17 protein-coding genes are annotated in these 24840 nt (G+C 66.9%); all 17 read right to left on the reverse strand.

Going from position 1 to position 24840, the window contains the following annotated elements; genetic code table 11:
• Nucleotides 1–208: 208 nt before the first annotated feature.
• Entirely contained in the window at nucleotides 209–1504 is a 1296-nt protein-coding gene (locus ACYVKQ_RS10950) for a UDP-glucose dehydrogenase family protein (RefSeq protein ID WP_460578202.1), read from the reverse strand.
• Nucleotides 1501–2619 carry an NAD-dependent epimerase/dehydratase family protein gene (locus ACYVKQ_RS10955; protein ID WP_460578203.1) on the reverse strand — a complete coding sequence of 373 codons (1119 nt, stop codon included), beginning with the start codon at nucleotides 2617–2619 and terminating at the stop codon, nucleotides 1501–1503. The genes ACYVKQ_RS10950 and ACYVKQ_RS10955 overlap by 4 nt, the downstream gene beginning before the upstream one ends.
• Before the next feature lie 49 nt (nucleotides 2620–2668).
• Nucleotides 2669–4024, reverse strand: coding sequence for an NAD(P)H-dependent oxidoreductase (locus ACYVKQ_RS10960; protein ID WP_460578204.1), 1356 nt, complete (start codon nucleotides 4022–4024; stop codon nucleotides 2669–2671).
• A gap of 62 nt (nucleotides 4025–4086) precedes the next feature.
• Nucleotides 4087–6093 carry a glycosyltransferase family 2 protein gene (locus tag ACYVKQ_RS10965; RefSeq protein ID WP_460578205.1) on the reverse strand — a complete coding sequence of 669 codons (2007 nt, stop codon included), beginning with the start codon at nucleotides 6091–6093 and terminating at the stop codon, nucleotides 4087–4089.
• 58 nt (nucleotides 6094–6151) lie between these two features.
• Nucleotides 6152–7396 carry a glycosyltransferase family 61 protein gene (locus tag ACYVKQ_RS10970; RefSeq protein ID WP_460578206.1) on the reverse strand — a complete coding sequence of 415 codons (1245 nt, stop codon included), beginning with the start codon at nucleotides 7394–7396 and terminating at the stop codon, nucleotides 6152–6154.
• A gap of 34 nt (nucleotides 7397–7430) precedes the next feature.
• Nucleotides 7431–8396 (reverse strand): GDP-L-fucose synthase family protein, encoded by a 966-nt coding sequence (locus ACYVKQ_RS10975; RefSeq protein WP_460578207.1) that lies wholly within the window; start codon nucleotides 8394–8396, stop codon nucleotides 7431–7433.
• A 119-nt stretch (nucleotides 8397–8515) separates the two neighbouring features.
• Nucleotides 8516–9628, reverse strand: coding sequence for a GDP-mannose 4,6-dehydratase (gene gmd, locus ACYVKQ_RS10980; RefSeq protein WP_460578208.1), 1113 nt, complete (start codon nucleotides 9626–9628; stop codon nucleotides 8516–8518).
• 350 nt (nucleotides 9629–9978) lie between these two features.
• The gene (locus ACYVKQ_RS10985) at nucleotides 9979–12171 is read right to left on the reverse strand and encodes a hypothetical protein (protein WP_460578209.1); all 2193 of its coding nucleotides are present in this window, start codon (nucleotides 12169–12171) and stop codon (nucleotides 9979–9981) included.
• Nucleotides 12172–12849: 678 nt separating this feature from the next.
• A complete protein-coding gene (locus tag ACYVKQ_RS10990) occupies nucleotides 12850–14031 on the reverse strand; it encodes a glycosyl hydrolase (protein WP_460578210.1) in 1182 nt (393 codons plus the stop codon).
• 12 nt (nucleotides 14032–14043) lie between these two features.
• Nucleotides 14044–14952 (reverse strand): O-fucosyltransferase family protein, encoded by a 909-nt coding sequence (locus tag ACYVKQ_RS10995; protein WP_460578211.1) that lies wholly within the window; start codon nucleotides 14950–14952, stop codon nucleotides 14044–14046.
• 19 nt (nucleotides 14953–14971) lie between these two features.
• Nucleotides 14972–15811, reverse strand: coding sequence for a glycosyltransferase family 2 protein (locus ACYVKQ_RS11000; protein WP_460578212.1), 840 nt, complete (start codon nucleotides 15809–15811; stop codon nucleotides 14972–14974).
• A gap of 62 nt (nucleotides 15812–15873) precedes the next feature.
• Entirely contained in the window at nucleotides 15874–17166 is a 1293-nt protein-coding gene (locus tag ACYVKQ_RS11005; protein WP_460578213.1) for a glycosyltransferase family 4 protein, read from the reverse strand.
• Nucleotides 17163–18194 carry a nucleotide-diphospho-sugar transferase gene (locus ACYVKQ_RS11010; RefSeq protein WP_460578214.1) on the reverse strand — a complete coding sequence of 344 codons (1032 nt, stop codon included), beginning with the start codon at nucleotides 18192–18194 and terminating at the stop codon, nucleotides 17163–17165. The genes ACYVKQ_RS11005 and ACYVKQ_RS11010 overlap by 4 nt, the downstream gene beginning before the upstream one ends.
• Nucleotides 18195–18237: 43 nt before the next feature.
• A complete protein-coding gene (locus ACYVKQ_RS11015; RefSeq protein ID WP_460578215.1) occupies nucleotides 18238–19506 on the reverse strand; it encodes a glycosyltransferase family 4 protein in 1269 nt (422 codons plus the stop codon).
• Nucleotides 19493–20782: an O-antigen ligase family protein gene (locus tag ACYVKQ_RS11020; protein ID WP_460578216.1), complete on the reverse strand. Its 1290-nt coding sequence runs from the start codon at nucleotides 20780–20782 to the stop codon at nucleotides 19493–19495. The genes ACYVKQ_RS11015 and ACYVKQ_RS11020 overlap by 14 nt, the downstream gene beginning before the upstream one ends.
• Entirely contained in the window at nucleotides 20779–22356 is a 1578-nt protein-coding gene (locus ACYVKQ_RS11025; protein WP_460578217.1) for a lipopolysaccharide biosynthesis protein, read from the reverse strand. Before ACYVKQ_RS11025 ends, ACYVKQ_RS11020 begins: the two co-directional genes overlap by 4 nt.
• A gap of 63 nt (nucleotides 22357–22419) precedes the next feature.
• Nucleotides 22420–24798 (reverse strand): polysaccharide biosynthesis tyrosine autokinase, encoded by a 2379-nt coding sequence (locus ACYVKQ_RS11030; RefSeq protein WP_460578218.1) that lies wholly within the window; start codon nucleotides 24796–24798, stop codon nucleotides 22420–22422.
• Between the last annotated feature and the right edge of the window lie 42 nt (nucleotides 24799–24840).

A 24840-nucleotide genomic window follows, 5' to 3' on the forward strand; every position in this document is an offset into this window, starting at 1 on the left:
GTGGAGCAGTTTCGTCGCCTAGGTGCCGCGCCGTCGGTCTCGCAAGAGGCCGGCGGCGTTGTTATTTGAATGCAGCAGGGAGGAAGAAAGCCAGAGCAGCCGGTATCGGAGCGGGACGATGCGTAGGGCTGCTGGCGCACGGCCGGCCCCTTACAGCGCCGCTGGTTCGGTGAAAAAGAAGTTTTTGAGGCCCCGCCGGGTGGTGGTTTTAGCGGGTGGCAAACGGCAGCACCATCGCCTGCGGCTTGCACAGGTCGGTGAGGGCGTAGCGGAAGTCGTGCAGGGGCTTGCTAGCCAGCAACTGGTGCTGCTCGCGAAACTCGGGCCAGCTGGTGAGCAGCACCAGCTCGTCGGCTTGGGCGAGCAGCTCGGGCAGGGAGTTGGCGTAGGCGATGGGCAAGCGCGTTTCGCGGGCAAATACCGCGTTGGCCACCGGATCGTAGGCGACCAAGCGGGTGCGGCCGCGGGCCAGCAGCTTTTCGATGATGGCCCGGCTCGGGCTCCGGCGTACGTCGTCGGAGCCGCTCTTGAAGGAGAGGCCCAGGATACCAATGCGGTGGTGGGCGGGCACGCTGGCCAGGATCTTATCGGCCACTACCTCCTGGATGTCCTCGTTGATCTGCAGGTTGGCGGGCAGCATCCGCGGCTCGTAGCCGTGCGCCTGCGCGATGCTGTTGAGCGCGGCTGTGTCTTTGGGCAGGCAATAGCCGCCGTAGCCGCAGCCCGGGAATACGTAGCTGGCCATGGGAGCCGGTGAGCCGCTCCAGCGCCGGTCCTGGTGCAGGATGCGGAAAGCCGCCGGCACGTCGATGCCGCCGATGTGGTCGGCAATCATGGACATCTCGTTGGCGAAGCTGATGAGCGTGGAGAGCAGCGCGTTGGAAAGGGATTTGATGAATTCCGCCGTGCTGAAGTTGACGTAATGTACCGGCGCGTTGAAGGGTAGGTACAGGTCACTGAGCACGCTGCGGGCAGCCTCGTCGTCCACGCCTATCACCACCCGGTCGGGGTGCATGAAGTCGTCCCAGGCACGGCCTTCGCGCAGAAATTCCGGGTTGGAAGCCAGGCCTATCGTCCGCTCGTGTCGCCGGGCCAGCTCGGTCACGTAGGGCTGTACTTGCTCGGCCAATGTGGAGGGCGGCACCGTGGATTTGACGACCAGTACCCGGTACTGCGCGTCGGACACGTCAAACACCTGGCGTATCGCGTCGAAAAGGGCTGTGAGGTCGGCGCGGCCGTCGGGCAGGCCCGGTGTGCCCACGCAGAGGATGACGACGCGGCTGTCGTTGACGGCGTCCCGCAGCGGGGCATCCACCACAAAATTCCGGTTCAGCTCTTCGCGCAGCGCGGCTTGCAGGTGCGGCTCGTAAAAAGGCACCTCGTACCGGCGGAGGCTGGCCATCCGCGCCGGGTCCACGTCGACGCCGTAGACTTTGAAGCCCTTCTTGCTGAAGCCCAGGGCCGTGGTCAAGCCGACAAACCCCAGTCCGACTACCGTAATCATAAGGCGCTGCGGGTAGAATGGTAAAGGAACTGGAGGTAGCGGCGGATGCCGGTGGCCACGTCCACAGTGGGCGCGTACCCAAGCACGGCGCGGGCCTTCGTCAGGTCGGGGCAACGACGGTTCGGGTTATCGGTAAGATAGTCTTTGTCAGCAGAAGTTCGAAAGGAAATGCGGCCTGGGTAGCCGAAAATGGCGCGCCCCGCCTCGGTAAACAGCTCCGCGTACTCGCGCACGGACAGCTCCGGTTGGTCCTGCCCGATGTTGAACACGTCGAACCGGCCGTGCAGCAGCACCTTCAGGTAGCCACTGATGGCGTCGGAGATGTAGCAGAACGTGCGCGTGGGCGAGCCGTCGGAGAAAATTTCCAGGTCGCGGCCTTCCACCACGGCCTTGGCAAAGTCGGCCGGCAGCCGCTGGTCGTGCAGGCTCAGGCCCGGGCCGTAGTTGTTGAAGGGCCGCGCAATGCCGATGGGCATGCCGTACTGCTGGGCGAAGAGGTAGCACAGCGTTTCGCCGAAGCGCTTGGCTTCGTCGTAGCAGGCGCGCGGGCCGATGGTGGCCACGTTGCCGCGGTAGTCCTCGGGCGTGGGAATGCAGGCGGGCGGCGGGTCGCCGTAGATTTCGCTGCTCGAAAAAAATAGGAAGCCCCGCAGCGGCCGTTCGGCGTAGTAATCGAGCAGCCGGCGCAGGCCGGTGGTGTTGGCGTCCACCGTCTGGATGGGGTAGCGGCGGTAGAAGCTGGGGGAGGCGATGGAAGCCAGGTGCAGAACCAAGTCGGCCTGGTCGGCACCGGGCACGTCGGCCACCGAGTCGGTAATCACGTCGAACGTGCGCAGCTCGATCAGCCCGGCGTGGCGGGCGGCCAGTTCCGCCAGCCAGTCCCGCGTGCCGGTAAGGAAATTGTCGAGGGCCACCACGCGGCGCAAGGACAGCTCCCGGGCGTACGCGGCGAAGAAGTGCAGGAAGAAGTGCCCCAAAAAGCCGCCGCAGCCGGTCAGCAGCACGGTGGCGCCGCGCAGCTTGGTTTTTTCGGCCTCGGAAAGGGTGGCGTATACGGCTGCCAGGTCTTCCTGCAGCACGCGGTTGACGGGGCGGGTGGCTACAGAGGGCGTCATGGTGGGCTGCAAAAAGGTGGAGAGAAGCCCGAATCAGCCGCGCCGCCGGTTAGACCAGGAGGGCCGAAACGGCGGCGGGTTGCTGGGCCGCGGCCGGTGGCTGCAGATGCGGGAAAAACAGCGCCGTTTGTTCGCGCCAGAGGCGTTGCACGAGGTTGTCGGCGGGCAGCTCCACGTCGTCGAAGGTGAGCACCGTGTCGCGCGGCACGGCGCGCTTGAGCACGCAGCCCTCGGCCAGGCCCACGGGCAGCAGGTTTTCGAGGCGTGCGGTGCGGGCATTTTCGCACTGCCCGTAGGTGTCGTAGCCGCCGAGGCCGTCGAGGCGGTGACCGGCCGGCAGTGCAGTCTTGGTCAGGGTAATAACCTCCACCACCGGCGCGCCGAGCGGGGCCATGGTGACGTCCTGAAACAGCACCATTCGGGCAATGGAGTTCGGAATTTCGGCGTAAATGAGGTGGTAGGGTTGATAAAAGGAATACAGGGGGCCCGGCCCCAGCTTGCCGTAAGCCAAGTAGTGCTGCGACTTAGGGTCGTCGGTAGTGGCGTACACGAACACGCCGGGGCCGGGCTTGGGCCCCACCACGTAATCCACGATGCCGCCCAGCCGCTTCAGTTCCTCCACGTCGTACCAGGTAGTCATGTCGTCCACGTGGCCGTCGTGGCGGTAGCCGAGCATGCCGCGCTTGGCCACGCCCATGCCCGTGGCGTTGGCCACGCAGGCCTGCTCAATGCTGATTTTGGTGCCGTCGGCAAAGCTGGTGACCATCTCCGGCGTGAGGTGCCACTGGGCCGCGAAACCGGCCTGGGTGGTGGGGTTGCGGTAATAATCCTGCAGGCCCTTGATGTTGCCGCACAGCAGCGGCGTGAGGCCCATGCCCTTCACGAAGCGGTACAGGTCCATGATGCAGCCGGGCTGGTCGCCCGAGCAGCCGCTGAGCATCACCCCGGCCCGGTCGGCGTACACCTTCAGAATGGGGCCGATCAGGGCGTCTACCTCGGGGTTGAATAGCAAGACGTGTTGCCCGTGCGCAATGGCCCGCATGATGAGGTCGGCGGCGTAGTGGATGGTGCCCGTGCACTCCACCAGCAGGTCCAGGCCCCGGACCTCGCACAGCAGCTCGCCGTTGTCGGTCACGGCCCGCCCGCCCGCGTCGAGGCAGGCCTGCAACGATTCCCGGTCGGGGCACTCCTGGGCCGTGTGGCCGGTGTAGGCATAGGCCTGGTGGGCCTTGCGCAGGGTGCGGTTGGCCACCACGGCTACCTCCATGCCAGGCGTGTAGCGCATCACCTGATTGACCAGGCCCTGCGCCATTTCGCCGGCGCCCCAGAGACCTACCCGTATGGGCCTCCCGGCACGCTGGCGGGCCTCCAGCTGTTTGTCGATGATAACCATGTCAGTGGGCAATGGGGTGGTGGAGAAAAGGCGGAAAGCCAACCAGGGCGGTTTGGCAAAGCGGCGCGGCAGGATCAGGGCGAAGAAGACGACGACGCGTGCGCCACGTTCAGGTCCGCACCGGCCGCCGGGGCGGCAGCGCGGGCATGGGGTAGCCAATCGGCGGCGTTCAGTAAGGCCGTCAGGCCCAGGCGGGCGGGTGCCCAGCGCGCGGGCATGGGGAGCGGCCGCAAAGCCGGCAGCTGCAGCAAGCCCAGTACCTGCCGGGCCACGGCCACGTTGTGCAGCTGCAGGCTGCGGTACGAACCGGCCAATATGAACTGGTGAAAAAACCGTGCTTTGGCGCGGCGAAGCTGCCCCGGGCTGAGCAGGCCGGTTTCTTGCGTTCGGTGAAAGACGCCCAGCAGCTGGTTGATGGCCAGCTCGTTGAACGTGTGGGCCGTGATGGCGCCCGCGTGAATGGTGTACGCCGCCACCAGCGCGGGTACCTGGAGCACGCCGTGTACGCCGAAGATGCGGGCCCACAGGTCGGTGTCGCCGGTGCTGCCCTGCGCCGGATCGAGGCCGCCGGTGGCCTGGTACGCGGCGCGGCTGACCACGATGGCCGGGATGCGCACGAAGGAGGAGTTGGTCAGCAGTTGTTCTACGGCTTCGGCCGGGGGCAGGTAGGTTTCGCGCGGGGCCAACTGGCGGCGCAGCACCCGTTCCTGCAGGTCCACCAGCTCCACTCCAAAAAGCACCGCCGCGTGGGCCGGTGGCAGGCGGCGCAGCGTGGCCAGGATCTGCTCCAGTCCCTCGGGCAGCAGGTAGTCGTCGTCGTGCAGGTGCAGGATGTAGCGGCCGCGGGCCCGCTGCAGGCAGAAGTTGAAGTTGTCGACGGCCGTGCTCCCGGCCGGATTGCGGTAGTAGCGCCATTGCGCGGCCGGTTGGGGCTCCAGCAGCAGCCGGGCCACTTCTTCGCATTGGTCGTTGGCGGTGGAGTTGTCCGATACGATTACTTCCACCTCGGGCGGCAAAGGGCCCACGGAACCCAGGGCCCGGCGCAGCAGATCGGGGCGGTGGTAGCAGGGCACACAGATGCTCAGCAGCGGCGTGGTGCCGGGCGGGGGCGCCGCCGGGGGCTGCCAGCCGCCCCGCGCCCGGGCCTGCACCCGCCGGCGCGTGGCCAGCACGGCCCGGCGGTGCCGCCACACGTACGCATAAGCCCGCAACGAGCGGGGCTCCCGCACCAGGATGTACAGCAAAATGGCCAGCTGCCGGGGCAGGGCCTGCAGCCAATGGCGCAGCACCTGCCCGGCCGGCGCGTTCTTGAGCAGTAGCAGCAGCTGGTTTTTCACCGCGTCGGTTTTGATGGCGCCCGCCAAGCGTTGGCGCAGGGCCAGGTTGCCGGGACGAAACACCCGCGGATGCACAGCGCGGCAGCCGGTTTCCAGCCACGTGCGCCAGCCGTACAGCTGCCCGCGCCACGCCACGTCCCAGTCCTCTTTGTGGGCAAAGAACCGCTCGTCGAAGAATTGGCCCTGCACCCGCAGGTCGTCGATGAAGCGGCGGCGCAGCAGCGGCAGCGCGCCGTCGGCGCCGTCTACCCAACCCGACACGACGGGCGCCGTGCTCAGGCGCTGCCCGTGCAGGCGCAGTCCGTAGCGGCCGCCCGGCAGGGCCGTCAGCCCCGCCGAATCGATGATGGGGTCTGGCTCGGGGCTCTGCACCAGCAGCCCGCATACCATGCCGATGCGCGGTTCGCGGGCCATGGCCGTGAGGGCCCGGGCCAGGTAATCGGGGGCCAGCTCCACGTCCGGGTTCACCAGCAGCACGTAGGGCATGCGCGTGCGGTCGATGGCATAATTGTGGCCCCCGCAGAAACCGGTGTTTTCGGGCAGCTTGTGCAGCGCCACCCGGCCGTCGGAGGCGGCCAGGGCCGCCACGCGGGCGCAGGTGTCGTCGGCGGAGGCATTATCGACCACCCAGACGGTAAAATCACGGTAGCTCTGCGCCAACACGGAGCGCAGGCACGCCTCGATGCTGGCGGCGCTGTTCCAGGTGACGATGGACAGCAGAACGGAAGGGGAAGTAACACCCATGACTGGCGGAGGTCAGGCGACGAGGATAGCGGCCCGGCGTGGCGGCCGGGCGCGCAGGTCAGGCAGAAAGGGCGGCGGGCTGCCCGAGCAGCCGGGCCAGGCGCGGCCGTAGCGCGTGCAGGTCCACCGTCAGGTCTTCGCGGCGGGCGTCGCCCATGTTGGTGGAGGGGTGCGCGTTGGGGCACACCAGCCAGTCGTAGCGCAGATCGACGCGGTACGACAGCTCGAGGAAGTCGGGCATGACGAAGCCTTGGGGAAGCAGCTCCAGCACGGCCGTGCCGGGCGCGCAAAACACCAGGTTGCTCAGCCCCGCGCCCACCGGCCCGATGACGGCCCGGGCCCCCGCAAACAGGGTCACCTTTTCGGCCAGGCTAAGCTGGCTGAGCACGTAGCTGCGGAAGCCGAAGGGCCGTAGCAGGTCTTCCACGGCGGCCTCGTTCAGCACGTGGCGGGCCTCGGCGTCGCGGCGGCTGATGTACACGTAGGGGCTGAACTGGCGGGCCTTCACCAGCGCCGGGTCGGGGGGCAGGTAGGTGGTGCGCAGGAAGTCGCAGGCCCACTGGGGGGTGTGCGCCCCGGTGCCGCGCACCGGCGAGGTCACCAGCAGGCGGTCGGCCACAAGGTGGCGGTGGGTACGCACATCAATGAGCTGGCTGGGGCGAATGCCCAGGGGCGCCAGCGCCTGCCGCACCAGGTCCCAGTGGCGGTCGTACACCAGAAAGTAGTCCACCTCGGCCAGCAGCCCGGAGGCTTTCAGCAGGTGCAGGCGCGGCAAGGAATCGACCAGCCAGTGGTAAAAGTTGCCGATGGCCGCGCCGCCGCCCGCCAGCAGCGTGCAGACGGTGCCGGCTACGGGCACGGGTTCCAGGAAGTAGCGCTGCCGAAAGATGTTGTTGTCGGCTGGCTCGATGGTTTCCCAGGTCTTGCTCGTGTACTGAAACGACACGTCGCCCACCAGGCAGCCATCGGCGGCGATGATGGCCACGGAGTCGTGGTTGTCGGCATACAGACGGCCGCGCCGCAGCTCCAGCACAAAGGCGGCGGGTACCTCCTCGCTGCGGGGAGGCTTGCTGTGCAGGTGGCCGCTGTACGCGGAAGCTGCTTCGTAAAAGGCGTTCGGAAAGTGGCAGTAGGAGGTGTACGCCGCCACCACTTCATGGTACGTAGCGCCCGCAGCGGCTTGGCTGGCCAGGGCCCGGCTATCGGCGTGCACGCCCACGGGCCGGTAGTGCTGGTTGCGGGGCAGCCACTCGCGCAGCAGGCGGCCGGCGCGGCGCTGGGCCCGGTGAAGAAACTGGTGCATACGGATGGTGGAGAAGTAGTGGAAACCGTCCTTATTATGCGGCCAGGAGCGGCACCGGTTGCGGGGGGCGCGGCGCGGCGCGCCATTCGGCCGCGGCAATGACGCGCTGCAGGCCCTCGCGCAGCCCGATGGAGTGCCGCCAGCCCAGCGCGTGCAGGCGCGACACGTCGAGCAGCTTGCGCGGGGTGCCGTCGGGGCGGGACGCGTCGAACACCAGCTCGCCGTGGAAGCCCGACAGCTCGCCCACCAGCTCGGCCAGCTCGCGGATGGTCAGGTCTTCGCCGGTGCCCACGTTCACGGGTTCGCGGCCATCGTAGGTGAGCATCAGGTGCAGGCAGGCGTCGGCCAGGTCGTCGACGTGCAGAAACTCGCGGCGCGGGGTGCCCGAGCCCCACACCGTCACGCGGGGCAGGTTCAGGCTCACGGCCTCGCCGAACTTGCGCAGCAGGGCGGCCATCACGTGCGAGTTTTCCGGGTCGTAGTTGTCGTGGGGGCCGTAGAGGTTGGTGGGCATCACCGTGATGAAGTTGCAGCCGTGCTGGTCGCGGTAGGCCTCGCACATCTTCAGGCCGGCAATTTTCGAAATGGCGTAGGGCTCGTTGGTGGGCTCCAGCGGGCCGGTCATCAGATATTCCTCCCGAATGGGCTGGGGGGCCATCTTGGGGTAGATGCACGAGGAGCCCATGTACAGGAGCTTCTTGACGTGGTGGCGGCAGGCCTGATCGAGCACGTTGCCCTCAATCATGAGGTTGTCGTACAGAAAATCGGCGCGGTAGGTGTTGTTGGCGTGGATGCCGCCCACCTTGGCGGCGGCCAGCAGCACGTACTCGGGCTTTTCCTGGGCAAAAAAAGCAGCCACAGCGGCCTGGTCACGCAAGTCCAGCTCCTGCGAGGTGCGCATCACCAGGTTGGTATAACCCGCCCGGCGCAGCCGCCGCACGAACGCCGAGCCGGCCATGCCCCGGTGACCGGCCACGTATATTTTGGCGTTGAGGTCCATAAAGTCAGGGGATGAGGGTAAGAGTGTCGAAAGGTGTGAGTCTGGCCGCGTAGGGGGGGCAGGAGGCCGGAGTTGTTGTTCAGTGAACTCCTGCCCGCATACCCCCTTACCCGCACACCCTATTCATAATAATTGAGCACGCGGTGGCCGGCTTCGCGCAGCACCGCATCGCGCCGGAACACGTCCAGGTCGGCCTGCATCATGTCCTGCACCAGGGCCGGCAGGTCGTAGCGCGGCATCCAGCCGAGCTTTTGCTGGGCCTTGGTGGGGTCGCCGATGAGCAGCTCCACCTCGGTGGGGCGGTAGTAGGTGGGGTCCACGGCCACTACTTCCTTGCCCAGCGGCAGCTGAAACTCGGGGTTGTGGCAGGCCACCACGTGGCCCGTTTCGTCAGCCCCTTCGCCGAAGAAGGTCAACTCCACGCCCAGCTCGCCGAAGGCCATGCGCACGAAGTCGCGCACGGTGGTCGTCACGCCGGTGGCAATGACGAAGTCCTCCGGGGTATCCTGCTGCAGCATGCGCCACATGGCTTCCACGTAGTCCTTGGCGTGGCCCCAGTCGCGGCGCGCGTCCAGGTTGCCCAGGTAGATTTTGTCCTGCAGCCCCAGCCCGATGCGGGCGGCGCCGCGGGTGATTTTGCGGGTCACAAAGGTCTCGCCGCGCAGGGGCGACTCGTGGTTGAACAGGATGCCGTTGCAGGCGTACATGCCGTAGGCCTCGCGGTAGTTCACCGTAATCCAGTAGCCGTAGAGCTTGGCCACGGCGTAGGGCGAGCGGGGGTAGAAGGGCGTCGTCTCGCGCTGCGGTACTTCCTGCACCAGCCCGTACAGTTCCGAGGTCGAGGCCTGGTAGATGCGCGTTTTGTGGGTGAGGCCCAGGATGCGCACCGCCTCCAGCAGGCGCAGCGTGCCCACGCCATCGACCTCGGCCGTGTACTCGGGCGTGTCGAAGGACACCTTCACGTGCGACATGGCGCCGAGGTTGTAAATCTCGTCGGGCTGCACTTCCTGCACGATGCGGATCAGGTTGGTCGAATCCGTCAGGTCGCCGTAGTGCAGCTTGAAGCGAATGTCGGCTTCGTGCGGGTCCTGGTAGAGGTGGTCGACGCGGTCGGTATTGAACAAGGAGGAGCGGCGCTTGATGCCGTGAACCTCGTAGCCTTTGCTGAGGAGGAGTTCGGCCAAGTAGGCTCCGTCCTGGCCGGTGATGCCGGTGATGAGGGCACGCTTCATGGTCATGAAAGTGTGAAGTGGTGGAGAGGCAAAATCTGATGCCTTAGAACTTTGCCAGCAAATAATTGTATTTGATTTGGTAAAAACAATGGTTGCTGTAGGAAAAATTATTTTATCAAAAAGAATAATCATATATGTAAGGGTGAAGCACAAAAAAGCCCGGGGCAGTAGCCCCGGGCACTAGATATTGACCTCGCCAACTACCACCCGCGCAGCCGACCTACGGGGCGGGTCTGCTCGGCCCAAAGCAGTGCAACTGCGGTAGAAATAAAAAAACAGCGCCCGACCAGATGGTCGGGCGCTGTTGCTCAGGAGTTATGGGTGTACCGGGAAGCCCCGCAGGCTACTTGCTATTGGTTGTGCTTCCACACTTCCACCCCCGAAAGGTTGGGGTGGCCACCCGACGAGGTCAGGTCGATGGTGCCGTTCGTCACGTTCACCTGGAACGGGCCGAGCTTTTCCCAGTGGCCGGCGCTGCCGGTCTGGTAGCCCGTGCGCACCGTCGTGCCGTTGATCAGGAAGTTGGTGGTTTCCGAGAAGTTGTCTTCCCACACGTGAGCGTACACGCTGTAGGTGCCGTTGGGTACGTTGGTCAGCGTAGCTCCTACCTTGTTGCCGCCCACGGCCGTGGTCAGCATGCTGGCGCGGGTGGCGTCGGTAGCCGGCGAAAGCACCGTGCGCGTGTTGGAGAAGACGTTACCGGTTACCCGCAGGTTGGCGGCACCAGCGGAGGCTACCCAGGCATTGCCATCCAGGGTCACGGCCGAGCCGCCAATGTTAATGCCGCGGTAGAAGGTAGTGGTAGCCGGAGCGGGGGCGGGGGCGGGAGCGGGCGCGGGGGCCGGGGCGGTGGTGGTGGAGCCGCTCTTCCAGATTTCGATGCCGGCCAGGTTGGCGTAGTCGCCCGTGGTGCCGATGTTGAGCGTGCCGTCGGCGACGTTGGCCGTGAAGGGGCCCAACCGGCGCCAGGTGCCCGGCTCGCCGCTGTTGTAGTTGCTCTGGGCCGTTTGGCCCTCCACCGAGATGCTGTAGGTCTTCGCGTTCATGTTCTCCAGCACGTAGAGGTACACGCTGTAGGTGCCGCTGCTCACGCCGCCCACGGCCACGTTGAAGGCGTTGGAGTACTTGAAGTCGCGGATCATGCCGGCGCGGGCCGCGTCCGTGGCCGGGGCCAGCGTCAGCGAGGGGGCCGTGGTGGCCGTCCCGTTCATGGTCACGTTGCCGGCGCTTTCCGCCACCCAGGCGTGGCCGTCCAGCGTCAGGCCCGCGCCGCCGATGTTGATGCCGCGGAAGAACGTCGCGTCAGCCGGGCTGGGGGCCGGGGTCGGAGCGGGAGCCGGCGTAGGAGCCGGGGCCGGGGCGGGGGCGGGAGCCGGAGCGGGCGAAGTCGTGCCGCCGCTGCCGCCTACACCCAGCGTGATGCCGTTCTGGCTCAGCTTCTGGTTCCACAGCGTCCACTCGTTCTGTTCGGTCTGAATGGTCACCGGGTTCGGCAGGTGGGTGGTGTTCACGCAGTTGCCGCAGTTGCCGTTGCTGTGGTCGTGGCGGTCCTGGTAGGGCGAGCTGTAGCCCCAGCGCACGTAGCCCACCACGTTGTTGTCAATCGTGTTGTTGTACATCACCGAGCTCGGCTGCTGGTAGGCGTTGAAGATCGACACGCCGCAGTAGGTGGCGTAGAGCTTGCGCCCGTCGGGGAGCAGGCCGCTGGTGACGATGCGGTTGTTGTAGAAGCGCACGTCGTGGCCGGCGGCGATGTTCATGGCCGAGTTGCAGGTCGACACGAACTGGTTGTTGTAGGCCTCCAGGAAGGCCGTGGCCGTGGCGGCCGTGTTGCCGTCGCCGTCCGTGGTCATGCCCGTGCCCGAGAAGTTAGGGTCAGTGGCATTCACGGGGTAGGCACCCTGAATGTAGTTGTCGTGCACGCGGGCGATGCTGCTGCTCGTACCGCCCGAGTTGTAGAAGTTGATGTTGTCTTCCACCGAGCTGTGGTCGGGCTCGTTGATGACCTGGTTCCAGGCAATTTCGATGTTGCCTACGTTGCGCACCGAGTTCAGGCCCACAAAGTTCACCATCGTGAAGCCCCCGTTGCGGTGACGACCGTCCAGGTTCTTCACCTTGTTGCGCAGGATCTTTACCGTCTGCGAGGCCGAACCGTCGCCGGTCCACTGGTAGATGGCGAAGCCGGTGGTGTTTTCGAGGTAGTTGCTGCTAACCTGCAGGTTGCGGGCCGACGAAGCCGCCAGGAAGCGGCCCCGGGCGCGGTTGTCCACGGTCGGCGTCGTGCCGAACGCCTGGTTGTTGCGCACGGTCAGGTTGGCCCCGCCGTTGTTGGCCCAGATGATGTCGCCAGCACCCACCAGGATGCTGTTTTCGATGATGACCGGGTCCGACGTCGCGATGCGGATAACCGGCACGTCCGAGTCGTTGCTGCGGAAGTTACCCGAGTAGGTACCGCCCTGCGTGATGGTAAGCGGTCCGCTGTAGGAAACGTTTGGCGCTTGGGCCAGGGTCGGCGCCGGGCGCAGACCTAGTACGAGAAGCACGAACGCCAACACTGGCAGAAAGCGTGCACCAGAGGATGGGCTGGGGCGGAAGCTCCGCGAGCAGGTTCCAGAGGTTTTTTGCATTCTGAAATGGTTTAGAGAAAAATCTCTATTGTTTAATGTTACCCCGCAACCGCGAACAAAGTCAATTTCGTTCCCGGCGTCAGAGTTGTTTTTGTTCAAAAAGGTGCTTTGGTTCCTTTTTCCAGCTTTTCCGCGTTATTGTTCAACTTTGGGGCCGTTGCCCGTTGCCACGGAGTGGGAGCGGCCAGCGCAACCCAGTTATGCCGCAACGGCCCGAAGAAAAACAATTTTGTTTGGTAGTAAGCTGAAATTCAAGATTGAGCGTACCCATCACACCGTGCCAACATCATCAGGCGTTGCTCTGATAACAACCGCCTCGCTCAGCTTCTTGCCTGTATCTGATGCATTCGGCCACCGCAGCTTCAGCAAGTATCAGGCGAAGAATCTTGACTGGGTGACTGGGAAAAGTCATAAACCAGTGCCAAGTGTTCGATGCAAATGTATAAAAAAACATAATCAACAATCGAACTGACGATATTTTTTTTATTGCACTATTTTAATCGACAATAGTAGGGGTGAAGCTAAAAAGCCCCTTGCCAGCCGCTGAGCGCGACATCTGGCAAGGGGCCGAGAAAGCCGAGATAGGAAAAAAAATTACTGAACGGCGCGGAAAGTCCCGGTTACCAGCCGTTTGCCGGGTTTGGAGGACCGCATTTTGCGCTGCCACCGCTGCCACTCCTCCCGCTCCGAGTCCAAGGTTATCGGGTTGGGTAAGTGCTGGTTATCCGGGCACGTGGCGCAGTTGCCGTCGCTCAGGTCGTGGCGGTCCGGAAAGGGCAGCTGGTAGCCCCAGCGCACGTACCCGATGACGTTGCCGTCGATGCGGTTGGCGAAGAATACCGAAGCCGGCTTTTCGTAGTGGTTGAACACCGACACGCCGCAGTAGGTGGCGCGGAGCTTGCGCCCGTCGGGGAGCAGGCCGCTGGTGACGATGCGGTTGTTGTAGAAGCGCACGTCGTGGCCGGCGGCGATGTTCATGGCCGAGTTGCAGATCGACACGAACTGGTTACTGTAGGCCTCCACGTAGGCCGTGGTGGTCAGGGCCGAACTGCCGTCGCCGTCGGTGGTCATGCCCGTGCCCGAGAACTTTTCACCGGTCGCCGGGTAGGGGTAGGCGCCCTGCACGTAGTTGTCGTGCACGCGAATGGGCGCGGCAGGCGTGCCCGAGGAGTTGTAGAGGTTGATGTTGTCCTCCACCATGGAGCGGTCGGGCTCGTTGACGACCTCGTTCCAGGCAATTTCGATGCCTGCCACGCCGTGCACGCGGTTCAGCCCCACGAAGCTGGCCGTCGTGCCGCCCCCGTCGCGGTAGCGCCCGTCGATGTTGCGCACCACGTTGCCCAGGATTTTCAGCGTTTGGCCGGGGCTGCCGTCGCCGCTCCACTTGTAGATGTAGATGCCCGTGGTGTGCTCCAGCCGGCACTGCTCCACGCGCACCGAGCGGGCTTCTTCGGCCGCCAGAAACGGACCGCGGGCGGTTTGGTCCTGCATCGGCGCCAGGCCGCGCCCCACGCACCGGCGCACCGTCAGTTGGGCGCCGGGCGTAAGGCACTCGATGAGGGTACCTGGTCCCTCGAGCGTGCAGCCGTCGAGCACCACGGGCTCATCCGTGAGGATGCGCACGCACGGGCTGCCCGCGTCGGGGCTGCGAAACGTGCCCGTGTACGTGCCGCCGCGCCGGACTATCAGGGTGGGGGCGCCGGGGCCCTGGCCCGTGCGGGCGGCGGGCAGCACCAGGCAGCCGGCTACTAAGAGCGTCACGAGCAGGCGCAGCATAGGAAACGGGGACTAGCCTTCGTACTGGTCGCGGTACACCTGAAACTCGGCCAGCGGCACCGGGTGCGTATCCGAGGTGAGGTGGAGCAGCGGCACTTCGCCGTAGAAGGAAGCCCACATGGAGTAGGTGCTGGGGGGGCCGATCAGGTAGTCGCAGCCGGCCAGCGCGTACATGTCCTCGATGTCGTGCTTGTCGGCGTAGTGAATCTGCAGCCCCGCGAACGGCTCGGGGGGCGGCGGGAAGTTGGAGGAAATCAGAAAGGCCACGCGCGTGCCGGCCGGAAACTGGGCCTCGATGCGGCGCATGAAGCCCGCGTAGGTATCGTCGTCGTAGAAATACTGGCCGCCGTGCCAGGTGGCGTAGTCGCCGCGGCGCACGTGCACGCCCACGAGCACGTCGGCGTTCTGGCGGGCCCGTTTCAGCACGGCCGCCACGGCCGAGCGGTGCGGCTCCACGAGGGCAAACAGCTCGCGGATGAGCTTGGCGTGCTTGCGCAGGCTGGGCCGGTCGCGGAAGCGCCAGCCGTGCAGCAGCACCGGGTGCGGGCCCTGGGCCATGCGCAGGTAGTCGGGCTGGGTCAGGTCGTAGCCATCTTCGTTGGGCAGGTACACCAGCTGGGGCAGGGCCGGGGCGGGCAGGGAGCGGCGCACGCGGCCCAGGGTGGCAAACAGCGAGTCGCGCTGCACCAGATCGAACACGCGGCCCAGCCAGCGTTCGGAATAAGGCGCGTCGGGCAGCACGTTCAGGCGGATGGGCAGGCCGCCGAAGTCGTTGGTGGCCGGGGCCTGAAAGTAGCGGGCGTAGCCGTTGAAACTGGGGTTGGCCAGGCTGTAGCCGTGCTCGACGGCGTTGGCAATGAGGTGAGCGAAGAGAAACAGGCGGTTGCCGAGCGCGCCGTAGCGTTTGACGATGATTACCATGGCAGGGGAGCAGGTAGAATTAGCGGAGGAAATAGCCACCCAGGCGGCGGGCGTAGCCGTTCAGAAGAAAAGTGGGCAGCAGCAGGGGCGGGCAGTTTTTGAGGGCGAAGTGCGTGAAGTTGCGCAGGTTGCCGCCCCCGCGGATGCCGAACAGGTGCTCGGTGTAGCCGCGCAGGCTGCGCTGGCGGCGGGTTTGCTCCTGCCCGCTTTCTTCGGGGTAGGTGAGCAGGCGCGCGTCGTAGTTCAGGTACACCGGGAAGCCGTGGCGGCGGGCCACGGTCGTGTAGTCGTAGTCGGCCAGGTAGTGCGGCAGGCGCTTTTCGTCGAAGAGGCCGATGGCGGCTACCACCGCGGCCGGAATCAGCAGGCCGCGGCCGGGCAGGTAGCTCACGGCGTGCAGCCCGCGCTGCTGCTCGGGGGCCAGCTGCGGCAGCACGTCGCGGCTGCGGTGGGTAAGCCAGCTGAACTGCTCGCCCCCGTACACCGGCTGCCCGGTGCTGATGTCCAGCTCCAGGGCGCCCAGCAGGGCCTCGGGCTGGCGGGCGGCCCAGTAGAGCATACGGGCCACGAAGTCGGGCGCGGCCTCCACGTCGTTGTTCATGGTCATGAGGCGGTCGGCGCCCTGGTTCAGGGCGTGGCGCAGGCCCAGGTTCACGCCGGCCGTCCAGAACAGCTGGCCCGTGCCGGGCAGCACGGTCACCTCGGGGTAGTCGCGGACCAGCACCTCGGCGGTGCCGTCGGTGGAGCCGTCGTCGACCACCACCGTGCGAAACTGCTGCACCGTCTGGCGGCGCAGCGCGTCGAGGCAGGCCCGGGTGTAGCGCAGGCGGTTGAAAACGGGAATAACGATGTACAGCATCGGGCAAGGAGTAAGCAGTGGTGGAATTAGCAGTAAGCAGACGGGGCGCGTTGGCGGCGGGCTCAACTGGCGGCCAGTACCGGAGCCGGCGGCCCGGGCGAAGGCCGGCGCGTGGTGGCGGGGCGGCGCAGCGCCAGCGAGTCGAGCAAGGCGCGGAAGCGGGCGCCGCGGGCTGGCCAGGTCTGGGTGAGGGCAAACTGGTAGGCGGCCCGGCCCATGGCCGCGCGGCGGATGGGGCTGGCCGCCAGCTGCTCCACGGCCCGGGCCAGGGCGGCCGAGGTTTCTTCGGGTGAAGTCACCGGCACTTTTACCGCCGCCGACAAGGGGATGAAGTCGCGGGCACCCTGGTGGTCGAGGGTGATGATGGGCAGGCCGCAGGCCATGGCCTCCAGAAACTGCGAGGCGAAGGAGTCGCGCAGGCTGCCGAAAAGGAACACGTCGTGGCTGAGCAGCTCCTCGCGGATTTGCGTCCAGGGCACTTCGCCACGCCAGGTTACCCGGTCTTCCAGCCCGTATTGGCGGATCCAGCCCGGCACCAACGGCCCCATGGGGCCATTGCCAATGACGGTGAGGTGAAAGCGCACTGCGGGGGCCACCTGCGCCAGCGCTTCCAGCACCAGCGGCAGGGCCTTGCGCGGGTAGAGCCGGGCCAGCCACAGCAGGCGCAGCTCGGGGTGGGCGCCGCGCTCCTGGAAGTGCTGCCCGTAAAACGACTCGGGCAGGCCCGTGTCGAGAAACAGCTCCACGCGGCGGGCGCCCAGGCGGCGGGCCATCTGCGCCGTTTCGCGGTTGCCGGCCAGCACCACGGCGGCGTGGCGCATGGTTTGGCGCACGTTCGGGTCGAAGCTGATCAGGGCCCAGCCGATGAAGTCGCGCAGGGTTTCGGTCTTGAACCAGCCCGGCATGTAGCGCCGGAACGCTTTGGGGGCCCGTTGCCCGCCGCCCACCGGCCCGAACACCAGCGGCTTACCCAGCCGCCACAGCCACGAGCCCATCTGCAGGCTGCCGTAGGTGGCGTGGTGCACCAGGCTGAAGTCGGCGGTGCGGTCGAGCACGCGGGCGGTGCGCCAAGCTTGGTACTGCCACACCAGGTAGTGCAGGTACACGCCGAACTGCCAGCGGTACAGGAACTGCACCCAGGCCGCCACCGCCACATACACCACTTCGATGCGGGCGGCCGTCGGGTCGGTGGCGCGGGCGGCCAGGTAGGGCGTCAGGTCCTTGCGCTCAAACTCCGTGGTGAGGCACCACACGCGGTGGCCCTGCGTGGCCAGCTCCCAGGCCCAGTGGAAGCCGTTGCCGCCCTCGCCGCCCTGCTGGGGGTTGCAGGCGTAGGCCGAAAGGAGCACGTTCATGAGCGGGCGAGGTTGGCGGTGGAGGAGAGCCCGGCGGCGGGCGCGGTGGCCGCAGGCAGTGCCACCGGCGCGGCTTGCGGGCGGGCGGGCAGCAGGCGGGCGGGCAGGCGCAGCAGCTGGGCCACGAGGCGGCTGAGCATAAACTCCCGGAAGCGGCGCCGGTCGCGGGGCCGGTCGCGGAGCACGGCCACGGGGTGCCGCAGCGGCCAGCTCAACTCGGCCGTGGCCACGTCGGCGTGGGCGTCGGCCGCGTCGAAGGTGTGGGTGGCGTCGTCGCCGAAGCCGATGTTGCGCACCAAGTTCACGGCCGGCACGATGGTCAGCCCGGAGTGCGCGGCCACCGCAAAGTGCCACTGGTAATCCCAGATGTCGGGCGGCTGCGGAGCGCCGTGCAGGGCGCGGAATTTGGGCAGCCAGTAGCGCCGCTCCAGCGCCGAGGGGTACAGCTGCCGCAGCAGGCCGCGGCGTTGCAGCTCGGGCCACAGGCTCAGGTGGAAGTCGTAGAGGTGCCAGGCGCGGCGCCAGCTGGCCCAGCCCCAGCTGTTCACCTGCCCGGAAAAGAAGTAGGAGTCGGCACCGGCGGCCAGGGGTTGGCGGGCTTCCCGGCCGAAGTTGTTGCCGCCCACGTGCATCACGCGCTCGTCGTGGCGGTAGCGGGCCAGCATTTCCTGGCAGAAGGGGAAGAAGTCGGGCGTCGGTACGCAGTCGTCTTCGAGGATGATGCCTTCCGATTCGTGCCCGAAAAACCAGCTGATGGCCGTGGCCGGGCCTACCCCGCAGTTCAGGTTGGTGTCGCGGAAGAGGGTGCGCAGCTCGCAGGGCCAGTCCACGGCGGCCTGCACCAGCGCGCGTACCTGCTCGCAGAGCGCCGCGTCGTCGGGGCGGTGGGCGCGGGGGCCGTCGGCGGCCACGTACAGGTGGCGCGGGCGCACCTGGCGCAGGGCCTCCAGCACCCGGCGCGTGGGCTCGGGGCGGTTGAAAACCAGCAGCAGGACGGGGGTTGCAAAGGAGTCGGAGGCGGGGCGCATGGCAATCGGCGAAAGAAGGCGGAGGAGCGTCGCGGCAGGGAAATCAGCGCAGGGAGCGGTACACGTCGAGGGTGCGCTGCACGATGGTGGCCGGGTCGTGGCGGCGCCGGGCCTCGGCCTGGGCAGCGGCGGCTAGGCCGTGGCGCAGGTCGGCGTCGTGGTAGAGGCGCAGCACCTGCGTGGCCAGCTCGGCGGGCTGCAGGGAGCTGAGCAGGCCGGTGACGCCGTCGGCCACGAGCGAGCTGACGCCGCCCACGTCGGAGGCCACCACCGGCAGGCCCATCAGCTGGGCCTCGCACACGCTGTTGGGGCTGTTGTCGATGTAGGAGGGGTGCAGCAGGCAGAAGCAGCGGCGGCCCCAGGTCACCAGCTCCGCGGCCGTGAGGTTGCCCACGCGCTGAATGTCGTGGGGCTGCAGGTCGGTGAGGCCGGCGCGGCGCGTCTCCTCGGCCCATTCCCGCTCGCCCACGTAGCCCGCCACGATGAGCTGCAGGCCCGGAACCTGCCGGCGCAGCAGGGCGTAGGCGGCCAGCGTTTCGCGGAAGCCCTTCATTACCTGGTGCCCGCCCACGAAGAGCATCTGCGGGTGCGGCGCTACGTCGGGCAGGAGCAGGGGCAGCGCGGCGGCCTCGTAGAACTCCGGCCGCAGCATTTCCCAGTTGTGGTGGATGCGGGCGCCGGGGCTCAGCCGCTGCATGTGGGCCGCATCCCAGTGCGTGCGGCACAGGAAGTGGTGGATGTGGGGCACGTAGCGGCGCTCGTAGTAGCCGGCCAGCGTCCAGAGCACCTTGTACCACGACAGCTCCGGCACGTACTTCACGCACTCCGACACGATGCCCTGCACCGACAGAATCACCGGAACCTCGTCGGTGGGCAGCTGGGCCACCACGGCGGGCAGCTGCAGCTCGGAGCCGTGCAGGTGAATCACGTCGTACTGCCGGTAGTGGCGGCGCAGCCAGCGGGCCACGATTTCCACCCGCCAACGGTACAGCGTCAGGATGTCGTGGCGGGTGCGGGGCACCTTCAGGAAGACGAAGTGCAGGCCGTCCTGGGAGTAGTGTTCCTCTTCGGTGGCCATGGTTTCGTCCCAGTTCACGATGGTCAGGTCGACTTCAGCCGGGCGGGCGGCGAGCTGCCGGGCCAGGGCTACCACCCACGGCACCGGGTGCGTAGCCGGGCCGTACGCGTAGGGGTAGGGCGCCAGCCACAGCACCCGCAGCGGACGGGCTGCGGGGGCGGGTGGGGGCGCGGGCACCTGCACCGCCCGCGGAGGGTGCAGCGTCAGGGTTTGGGCAGCGTCAGGCGGATACATGGGGGAGAAGGGGAGAATGAACGGGAACACCGGGCACGGGGCGGCGTGGGGCCGCCGCGGGCTGGGCTACCGGTTGGGCAATGGCGGCCAGCACCAGGCCGAGCAGGCCGTAGTGGGCCACGGGCCAGTCGTAGGAAATGCCGTAGCTGAGGCCGCTGGCGGCGTAGGCCAGCAGGGCCGCGGTTTCGGGCGTGAGGGGGGCGGGGTGGGCTATCCGGCGCACGGCCAGTACCAGCGGCACCAGCACCACCAGCAGCAGGCCCGCCACGCCGAAGTAGAAAAGCCGGTCGAGGTAAAAGCTGTGGAAGTGGTGGCCGGTGCCGTTGCGCCAGATGGGCGCGTCGGTATCGGTGCTGTAGAACTGCACCGGCAGCTCGAAGCCCTCCAGGCGCCAGCCCAGCAGTGGCCGCTTCTCCACGAAAGGCGCGTATACTTCCATTTGCTGCATGCGCCAGCTGCCGGTACCCTGCTTGGTCGGGTTCTGAATGTCTTCAATGCCCTTGATGAGCTTCTTGACGACGTTGGGGTTGTCGAGGGCCGCGGCCAAGCCGCCGGTCGACAACGCAATGATGGGCACCAGCACCAGCGGCCCGAGCCGGTGCAGCCCCAGGCTGGCGCCCGGCACCTTACGCCAGAGCAGCAACCCGTTGAGCGTGAGAGCTACCGTGGTGGCAATCCATACGGTGCGGTGCTGCAGGAACACGATCAGCGCCACGCACACCAGAAAAGTGAGCATCCAGAGCCAGCTGCCGCGGGCCAGGTACCAGTTCAGGGCCAGCAGCGCACAGGGCAGCAGCAGCCAGGCCGAAGTGGCGGTGAAGCCCCGCTCATTGTCCAGAAACGAGTTCAGGGACAGGGCATCGACGTTGAAAAACGCCAGGTTGATGAACAGGCCCAGCAGAATCAGCCACACCAACGGGCGCAGCGGCGGTAGGCCGCGCCGCCGGTAGTAGCCATAGATGGCAAACAGCGGCAGCAGCATCGTGAGCTTGCTGAACACGTGCGGGTACACGGCCCAGCGGCCCCAGCCGTGGTACGATTCCAGCGCCAGTGCGCCCAGGCAGGCCAGCTCCAGCACAAACCACGTGCGCATCAGCGGCTCCATGGCGCGCAGGTACAGCACCCCGCCCGCCAAGCTCAGCCCCGTCAGCAGGTACATGTACTGGCCGAGGGCTGGGTCTTCTTCGAGCTCGAAGAACAGCTGCGTGAAGGCGCGGTCCATGAAAAGCACCAACACAATGGCCGGCAGCAGCAGGAAGCGAAGGTTGATTTTCATGACGCCAGCACGCTAGAAGAAGTTTGCGAAGTAGCCGCGACGGCGGGCTCGCGGCGGCGCAGCCAAGACTGCAGCCCATCGGTGCCCGGTACCCGCAGGTGCCCCAGGTGCCAGGCTACCTCGGTCTGCAGCTGCCGCAGCGGCAGCAGCAGGGCCAGGACCAGGAGGGTCAGACCACCGACGGCCAGCTCGGCACTGAAGGTGAGGGCCAGCGGCCAGTGCAGCTGCGCGCCCAGCCACGCCACTCCCCCGATGCTGGCGGCCACGCCCGCGCCCAGCACCAGGGCCGGCACGTAGCACTGCAGCACGGCCAGGGGGCGCACCTCGAGCACGCGGCGCATCAGCAGCACGTAGAACACCGTGCGCAGCGCCTCGCCCAGCAGCACGCCGAGGGCCACTCCTAGCAGCCCGAACCCGCGCAGGGCCGCAAACAGCACCAGCAGCGCCGCCGCGTGGGCCAGCGTCAGCCAGAACTTGCGCGTGAGCGTGGCGGTGGCGTCGGCCACGGTCGCGGCGAACATGTTCATCATGCTCAGGGCGTACACCCCGCACACCAGCCGAAACACCGGCACGGCCTCCAGCCACTTGTCGCCGAGCATCACGCGCACCACCTCCGGCGCGGCGGCCGCGGCCCCCAGGCAAATAGGCGGAATCACGCTGCCGATGAGCACGAGGCTGCGCAGGTAGGCCGCCCGCAGCCGCGGCCGGTCGTGCTGCACCTGGCTGAAGGAGGGCAGCGCCACCCGCGCCACGCTGGAGGAAAGCGTGTAGATGGGCAGGCCGATGAGCATCCAGGCCCGCGAGTAAAGGCCCACGGCGGCCGCGCCCCACAGGCGGCTGATGCTGAGCTTGTCCAGCTCGCCGGTCATGTACTCGCAGAAACTGATAACCGACGACCAGCCCCCGTAGTGCACCAGCGGGCGGTACGTAGGCCAGTGAAACAGCAGCCGGGCCGGGTGGCGGGTGGCCGCGTAGGCCAGCACCGTGAGCACCGTGGCCTGGGCCAGTTGCGCGCCCACCAGGCTCCACACGCCGTAGCCCCGCCACGCCAGCACGATGCCCACGCCCGCGTAGCCCGTCAGGAAGGCCGTGACTTCCACCGCGGCCAGCGTGCGGAAGCGCATGTGGCGCCGCAGCAGGCTGATGGCCGTGGCGTGCAGGCCCGTGAGCAGCAGGCCGCCCGCCAGGGCACGCACCACCGGCACCACCGTCGGCTGCTCCAGCAGGTGGCCGCCGACCGGGGCCAGCAGCACCAGCAGCCCTCCGAACACCACGCTCAGCCCCACGGAGGAGGTAAAGGCGGCACGCACGTCGCGGTCGGTCAGCTCGGCCTTCTGGATGATGGCCTGCTCCATGCCCATTTGGGCGAAGTAAGAGCCAAAGCGCAGCAGGATGCCGGCCAGGGCTACCAGGCCGAAATCGGCGGGCGAAAGCAGCCGGGCCATCACAGCCGTGTAGCCGACCTGGAGCAACGACGTGGTCAGGGTGGCGGCCGTGGTCCACTTCATGCCGTGGACGGCCGCCGCCGTCAGGCTTTGTTCGGCCGGAGCAGGAGAAGTAGCAGTAGTAGCCATACGCGCGGGGTAAAAGGCGGTGGAGGAGAGGGCGCGGTGGGAGGGCAGGAAAAGACGGGGCGGTTAGCTGTAGCCGTAGGTATAAGCCTGTTTCTTGTAGCGGTACTCGTAGGTTTTGTTGAAGTGCATGTCGTTGATGACCATGTACACGTGCTTGATCTTGCCTTCGGCATGCAGCTCGTTGATCTGCGCGATGAAGGAGCGGTCGGTATAGTTCTGGCGCACCACGTAGATGTTCGCGTCGAGGTAGCGCAGCAGCACGAAGTACTCCGACACGTAGCCCACCGGCGGGGTATCCAGCAGCACGTAGTCGTACTCGGCGCGCAGCTGCTCCAGCAGCGCGGCCATGCGCGGGCTTTCCAGCAGCTCGGTTGGGTTCACGGGAATCGGGCCGCAAATCAGTACATCCAAGTGAGGCACCGAGCTGGCCCGCAGGCACTGGCCCAGCGGCGCCTGGTCGGTGAGGTAGCTGGCCAGGCCCGGGGCCTCGCGGTCCAGGTCGAAGTAACCGGCGATGGTGGGGCGGCGCAGGTCGGTTTCCACCAGCACCACCCGGCGGCCCGAGTGGGCCAGCTCCACGGCTAGGTTCACGGCACAAAAGCTTTTGCCCTCGCCCGGCACCGACGACGTGACGCCCAGTACCTTCTTGTCGAGGCCGGCCGAGAGGTACTGCAGGTTCACCCGGATGGAGCGGAACGACTCGGCGATGGGGCCCTTGGGGTTGTTGAGCATGCCGGCGCGCTCGGCCTTGCTGCCGTGGGCCACCACGCCCAGCATCGGAATGTCGGTCACGCGCGTCAGGTCTTCCTTGCTCTGGATGCGGCGGTTGGCCTTGTCAAGCAGCAGCGCCAGGCCCAGCGGCCCGAGCAGGCCGGCCAACACCGCCATCAGCCCCACAAACATGGGCCGGGGCGCGGAGGGCCCGTCGCCGTTCATGGCCGCGCTGTCGATAACCTTCTTATCGGTGGAGTTGGTGGCCAGCGTAATGGCGGCCTCGGCCCGTTTTTCCACCAGGAAGTTGTAATTCTTGTCGTTGAAGTCCGACTTGCCCTTGAGCACGGCCAGCTGCCGCTCGTTTTCGGGCATGCGGCTCATGTCGGTGCGCAGGCGGCCCAGCTGCCCGCCCATGTCGGCCATCTGGATGTCCATGTTGCGGATCATGCTGGCCAGGTTCTGCTCCAGCGAAGCCTTAGTGGTTTTGATGCGCTCATCGAGCACCGTCACCAAGGGGTTGTTCACGCTGGCATTCACCACCAAGCCGGCTTTCTGGTTGGAGAGGTCAGCCAGCTGCAGAATCAGGGAGCTGAGCACGCCGTCCTGCACGCCCGAGGCCGAGGCGGCCGTCACGGTGCGGTCGGCCCGCAGCTGGGCCAGCAGGTTCTGGTAGTAGCTGCGCTGCGAGGTCAGGCGGCTGCGCTCCAGCTCCAGGCTGGCCGCCTGCTGGATGCCCGCCGACGACTGGGCCGTGACGTCCACCACGCCGCGGGTGGCGCGGAAGGTGCTCAGCGCCGCCGCCGATTGCTGGCGGGCCTGGTTGAGCTTGTTGATTTCGCTGTCGAGGAAGGCCACCGTTTTCTGGCCGGTCACGTTTTTCTCGCGCAGGTCCGCGTCGATAAACACGCGCATGAGCGTGTCGAGAAACTGCCGTTCCTTGGCCGGCACCGTGCCCTTGGTTGTCAGCTCGATGATGCGCGACTCGTGGTCGATGGAGCGCACCTGCAAGCGGCCCTGGTAGTCGCCGGCCACGCTGCCGAGGTCGTTCAGCACAAAGTAGTAGTGCTCGTGCGGGTCGGCGGGCACGCCGGGCTCGGCCTGCACCGTCAGCGTCAGCAGCGGGTGGCGCAGCGTCTCGCCGGCCCGCACCGTCTGGTCGATGTCCACGCCGAGCACCTCGCGCACCAGCTCGCCGGTGGGCAGGCTGGTCAGCTGGCCCTCTTTGGCCCGGGCCTGCAAGCGAAAGCGCCCGTCGGGCAGGGGCTGCACCTGCACCCGCACGCCGCTAAGCTGGGCCGCTGCGGCATCCGGCACGATGCGGAAGGGAACCGAGCCGGCAGGCCGCTCGCGCACCTGCAGGGGCCGGAGCTGGTTGAGCCAGTTGTCCGGAGCCGCGAAATAGCTGACCTGGAACTCGGGCAGGCGCTGCACGGCTTGGCGCACCATACCGGCCGAGCTGATCAGTCCGATTTCGTCTTCCATCTTGATGCCGTTGTCCTTTACCTCGAGCAGATCCAGCAGCTCCTGGGCCCGCTTCGAGCCCGAGCTTTGGTCGCCCAGCAGCATGGTGGCGCGGAAATCGTAGACCGGCGCTTTTACTTGCAAGTAGAGGAACGCGACGGCCCCGGCCACCAGCAACCCGATCAGAAACAGGGGCCAGCGGGCCCGCAGCTTGAAGAAGAGCAGGTGAAGGTCGAGTTCATCGGAATGGGCGGTGCGTGGTTCCATGGCCGGAGCAGATTGCGGAGCCTTGCGGGGAAGGCAGCTCCC

This window comes from Hymenobacter coalescens (assembly GCF_054783195.1).

Excerpts from the sequence above, each read along its gene's own strand:
- ACYVKQ_RS11020 (WP_460578216.1), bottom strand. The coding sequence starts at position 20,782 with ATGAAAATCAACCTTCGCTTCCTGCTGCTGCCGGCCATTGTGTTGGTG.
- ACYVKQ_RS11005 (WP_460578213.1), bottom strand. The coding sequence starts at position 17,166 with ATGAACGTGCTCCTTTCGGCCTACGCCTGCAACCCCCAGCAGGGCGGC.
- ACYVKQ_RS10970 (WP_460578206.1), bottom strand. The coding sequence starts at position 7,396 with ATGCACCAGTTTCTTCACCGGGCCCAGCGCCGCGCCGGCCGCCTGCTG.
- gmd (WP_460578208.1), bottom strand. The coding sequence starts at position 9,628 with ATGAAGCGTGCCCTCATCACCGGCATCACCGGCCAGGACGGAGCCTAC.
- ACYVKQ_RS11025 (WP_460578217.1), bottom strand. The coding sequence starts at position 22,356 with ATGGCTACTACTGCTACTTCTCCTGCTCCGGCCGAACAAAGCCTGACG.
- ACYVKQ_RS10950 (WP_460578202.1), bottom strand. The coding sequence starts at position 1,504 with ATGATTACGGTAGTCGGACTGGGGTTTGTCGGCTTGACCACGGCCCTG.
- ACYVKQ_RS11000 (WP_460578212.1), bottom strand. The coding sequence starts at position 15,811 with ATGCTGTACATCGTTATTCCCGTTTTCAACCGCCTGCGCTACACCCGG.
- ACYVKQ_RS10955 (WP_460578203.1), bottom strand. The coding sequence starts at position 2,619 with ATGACGCCCTCTGTAGCCACCCGCCCCGTCAACCGCGTGCTGCAGGAA.
- ACYVKQ_RS10990 (WP_460578210.1), bottom strand. The coding sequence starts at position 14,031 with ATGCTGCGCCTGCTCGTGACGCTCTTAGTAGCCGGCTGCCTGGTGCTG.
- ACYVKQ_RS10965 (WP_460578205.1), bottom strand. The coding sequence starts at position 6,093 with ATGGGTGTTACTTCCCCTTCCGTTCTGCTGTCCATCGTCACCTGGAAC.
- ACYVKQ_RS11010 (WP_460578214.1), bottom strand. The coding sequence starts at position 18,194 with ATGCGCCCCGCCTCCGACTCCTTTGCAACCCCCGTCCTGCTGCTGGTT.
- ACYVKQ_RS11030 (WP_460578218.1), bottom strand. The coding sequence starts at position 24,798 with ATGGAACCACGCACCGCCCATTCCGATGAACTCGACCTTCACCTGCTC.
- ACYVKQ_RS11015 (WP_460578215.1), bottom strand. The coding sequence starts at position 19,506 with ATGTATCCGCCTGACGCTGCCCAAACCCTGACGCTGCACCCTCCGCGG.
- ACYVKQ_RS10975 (WP_460578207.1), bottom strand. The coding sequence starts at position 8,396 with ATGGACCTCAACGCCAAAATATACGTGGCCGGTCACCGGGGCATGGCC.
- ACYVKQ_RS10995 (WP_460578211.1), bottom strand. The coding sequence starts at position 14,952 with ATGGTAATCATCGTCAAACGCTACGGCGCGCTCGGCAACCGCCTGTTT.